The organism is Frankia tisae, from assembly GCF_025403405.1.
GTDB classification, from domain to species: Bacteria; Actinomycetota; Actinomycetes; order Frankiales; family Frankiaceae; genus Frankia; species Frankia tisai.
The window spans coordinates 1-3,930 of sequence record NZ_JANEZT010000494.1 but is presented as its reverse complement, the minus strand read 5'-3'; the positions used below and the strand labels follow the sequence as shown (position 1 = coordinate 3,930).

Annotated in this window: 5 protein-coding genes; 1 reads left to right on the top strand and 4 read right to left on the bottom strand. The window is 71.7% G+C overall.

Features of this window, described 5'->3' with window-relative positions; translation table 11 throughout:
• Positions 1–348 (top strand): hypothetical protein (locus NBZ85_RS28695; protein WP_261563072.1); only part of this gene is annotated, 348 nt, incomplete at its 5' end.
• A gap of 229 nt (positions 349–577) precedes the next feature.
• Here the strand turns inward: NBZ85_RS28695 and NBZ85_RS28690 are convergent.
• The 4 genes from NBZ85_RS28690 to NBZ85_RS28675 all read right to left on the bottom strand — a co-directional run.
• Positions 578–2,047, bottom strand: coding sequence for a sensor histidine kinase (locus NBZ85_RS28690; RefSeq protein ID WP_261560383.1), 1,470 nt, complete (start codon positions 2,045–2,047; stop codon positions 578–580).
• An 11-nt stretch (positions 2,048–2,058) separates the two neighbouring features.
• Positions 2,059–2,787 (bottom strand): response regulator transcription factor, encoded by a 729-nt coding sequence (locus NBZ85_RS28685; RefSeq protein WP_261560384.1) that lies wholly within the window; start codon positions 2,785–2,787, stop codon positions 2,059–2,061.
• Positions 2,784–3,557, bottom strand: coding sequence for an FAD:protein FMN transferase (locus tag NBZ85_RS28680; protein ID WP_261560386.1), 774 nt, complete (start codon positions 3,555–3,557; stop codon positions 2,784–2,786). Before NBZ85_RS28680 ends, NBZ85_RS28685 begins: the two co-directional genes overlap by 4 nt.
• A 31-nt stretch (positions 3,558–3,588) precedes the next feature.
• On the bottom strand, positions 3,589–3,930 hold a 342-nt coding region (locus tag NBZ85_RS28675; RefSeq protein ID WP_261563070.1), incomplete at its 5' end, for an FMN-binding protein.

The window sequence follows — 3,930 nt, the reverse complement described above, 5'->3', positions numbered from 1 at the left end:
CGCCCGGATGGCGTCGTCACTACCCTGGACGTACATGACCTCACGGGTAAGGAGTACCGCGCCCTCATCGATCACATGGGCGTAGAGAAGAATCCGGACCCCAGTCTCTTCCTGCACATCTGCACCCCGTCGGCAATCGGCTACCGGATCGTCGAGTTGTGGGACGCACAAAACCACCTCGAGGCCTTCCTGCAGCGCCGTCTCGCGCCCGCCACCGAAGCGCTACGTATCGATCGGAAGACGGACATCGTGTTCCATCCGATCAACAACATATTCGCTCCGCGGCTTACCGAGCTTCTCGGCCTCGTGCCGTCACTGCCGGGTGGCCCACAGAGTTCACAACGCTGATCATCGTGGTCGCCAGGCAGCCGTCAGGCAGGTCGGGGCGGTGTTGGACCCGGCCCAGGCTCTGTTCGGCGTGCCGTGTCAGGCGGGCGAGCACCAATCCGAAGGACGTGACCGGACGGGGTGGAGAACGCCGCGCACCAGGCGGTCTACAACGGCACCCGCACCCGTGACGGAGTCCCCTCACCGGCTCCCCCGGCCGACCCGCGGCGAGCCCTGTTCCCGCTCGCCGTCACCCGGGCGGCCGGCGGGGCAGGATGAACCGGAACGTCGCGCCACCACCGGGTGTCGGGTGCAGGTCGACCCGGCCGCCGTGGGCGGCGGCGACGGCCTGGACGATGGACAGACCCAGCCCGGTCCCCCCGGCGTCCCGGGACCGCCCGGAGTCCGCCCGGTAGAACCGCTCGAAGACGTGGGCGACGGCCTCGTCGGGTACTCCCGGGCCATGGTCGATCACCGAGAGCACGACCTCGCCCCCGCTGCTGTCCTCATTGCTGCCCCCACCGTTCTCCGCCGCCCGCACGCAGACGGCCGCGTCGGGTGGGGTGTGGACGATGGCGTTGCGCACGAGGTTGCCGACCGCCTGGTGGAGCCGGCCGGCGTCGCCGAGTACCTCCAGGATCGGCGGCCCGTCGACCTCGATCGTCCGGCCGGGGCTGACGGCGCGGGCATCGGTGGCGATGTCCCGCACCAGGGCGGCCACGTCGACCGGCTGGCGTTCCAGCGCCGGCCCCTGGTCGAGCCGGGCGAGCAGCAGCAGGTCGTCGACCAGCTCCCCCATCCGGGCCGATTCCTCCTCGATGCGGCGCATGACCATCGCGAGATCCTCGGGCTGCCGCGCCGCGCCGCGGTGGAACATCTCGGCGTATCCGCGGATCGACGTCAGCGGGGTCCGCAGCTCGTGGCTGGCATCCCCGACGAAACGGCGCAGTCGCCGCTCGGAGTCCTCCCGAGCCCGGAAGGCTGCCTCGATCCGGGTGAGCATCGCGTTGAAGGCGAGCCCGAGCCGGCCCACCTCGGTGCGCCGGTCGGTGTCGGCGACCCGTCGGGTCAGGTCGCCCCGGGCGATCAGGTCGGCGGTCTGCTCGATACGGGTGAGCGGGCGCAGCCCGATCCGGATGATGGCGTAGGCCAGCACGCCCAGGGCCGCCATCACCACCGAGCTGGCAATGATCTCGATCCTGGTGACGTTGCGCAGCGTCGCGTCCATCTCGGTGAAGGGCACCGCGACGACCAGCACGTCCCCATCGGGGAACCGTTCCGCCAGCATCCGGAACCGGCCACCGTGGCCTTCGGCCGGGACCGTGCACAACGGTGCGATAGCCAAGTCCGGGTGCAGCGGGGCGTGGGTGAGCAGATCCCTGGACACCGCCGGCCGCCGGGTCGGGGCGGTCGGGCCGGCCGGGCCGGGGCCCGGGCTGGTCTCGGCGAGCCGGTGACCGCCGCTGTCGTAGAGCGCGCCGTAGGTACCCACCAGGAAGGCGCTACCGAATCTCGGGTAGCGGTCGTCACTGTCGTGATCTCCGTAACCGCCGACCCGCAGGAGAGTCTGTTCCATCAGCGGATGCGCGTCCCGGACCTGCTGGTCCAGCTTGCCGCGCAGGTACGCCTCCAACGCGCCCTGGGTGCCGACCGCGCCCAGGGACAGGCCGATCGCCAGCAGGCCCACCAGGGCCAGCAGAAGGCGGGCCCGCAACGACATGACCGGCCGGCTCAACGAGGCAGACGCAGGACGTAGCCGACGCCGCGCACCGTGTGGATCAATGGCGGTGACACGTGGTCGATCTTTCGGCGTAGATAGCTGATGTAGGTCTCGAGGACCCGCGCGTCTCCGCCGAAGTCGTGCCCCCAGACGTGATCGAGCAGCTGGGCCCGGGTGAGCACCGTGCGGGTGTTGGCCAGCAGATAGTGCAGCAGGCGGTACTCGGTGGCCGTCAGTTCGACGTGCTGCCCGGCCCGGCGTACCTCGCGGGTTTCGGGGTCGAGGTCGAGGTCGGCGAAACGCAGCGGCGCCGGAGCACCGTCGGCGACTCCGGCCCGGCGCAGGATGGCGCGGACCCGGGCGATCAGCTCACTGATCACGAACGGCTTCGTGACATAGTCGTCGCCACCGAGAGTCAGCCCGCGCACCTTGTCCTCGGTGGCGTCCCTGGCCGTCAGGAACAGGGTCGGAACGCCCTGGCCCGAACGCCGCATCCGATCACATACCGTGAATCCGTCGAGGTCGGGAAGCATGACGTCCAGCACCAGCAGGTCCGGCTGCGCGAGCGCGGCCCGTGTCAGGGCCGCCTGGCCGGAGTGCACGGCGCTGACGTCGAAGCCCTCGTAGCGCAGGGCCATACTCACCAGGTCGGTGATCGCGATCTCGTCGTCAACGACGAGAACCCGGATCGGACGGTCCACCGGCCCAGTCTCCCCCGGGCCCGCACCGGGACCGGTCATTCGGGCACCCGTCCGGGCGGTACGGACGCGGCGGCGGCCACCGGGCCGGGAAAGCACGCCGAATGAGCCAGCTGGCCCGCGTCGTCGACCACCAGCCAGGACCATCCCTCCGGGGCGAGCCCGGCCAGCAGGTCGAACGCATCACGACCGGCGGCCAGCGCAGCGGTGGCATAGGCGTCGGCCAGGGTCAGGTCCGGCCCGACGACAGTGGCGCAGGCAAGGCCCGAGGCCGGGGTCCCGGTGGCCGGGTCGACGACGTGCTCACCCCGCTCCGACACCCCCGACGTGGCCACGGCCAGCTCGGTGCCTTCCACCACCGCCACGAGCCGGGTCCGGTCGAAGGGGTCGGCGATCCCCACCCGCCAGAGCTTCCCCGGCGCCGCCGCACCGCGCACGCGCAGGTCCCCCGCCGCGTTGACGCAGTGATCCGGTACTCCGGCCTGCGTCAGCACCCGGGATGCGGCGTCGGCGGCCCAACCCTTGACCAGGCCGGTCGGGTCCGCTGTTCCGTCCCCGCGCCAGGCCGGGTCGAACCGGCCCGCGGTCCGCTCGCGGCAGACCTCGGCCAGCCGGTAGACCGCCCGGACGTGCTCGGGGCAGGCGGCGAGATCGTGCTCGCCCCGGCGCACCCGGGACACCCAGGATCCGGGTAGGAACGTGCTGAAATCCTCGTCGGCCCGGTGCAGGATCTCGGCCGCGGCGGCCATCGCCGCGTCCAGCTCCGCCGGAGGCAGTGGGGAACGCACGTCGATGCTGACCACGGTGCCCATCACCGGTTCGGCACGGACCCGGCCCGGCCGGTCAGGCACGGGACCGGTCCAGGGCGGACTGGACGGACCAGGCGTACCCGGTACTGGTGAACGATGCGCCGGAGACGCTGTCGATGTAGGCGCTCTGGGCGTCGAGCACCTCCTGCCGCAGGATCGGCACCGCCTGGTCGTTGATCTCGACGTCGCGGCGTTCCCGGTCCGGGATCTGCACCGCCACCACGTCGGTGATCTTCTTGCCGGCCAGGACGATCTTGACCTGCACCGGCCCGTAACGGGTGTCGACGGCGTCCCCGGTCACCGTCCGCGTCGCCGGCGTCACCGGCGTCACCGGCGCGCCCGACGCACCGGAAGCGGTGGTCGCGGAGGGCGACGG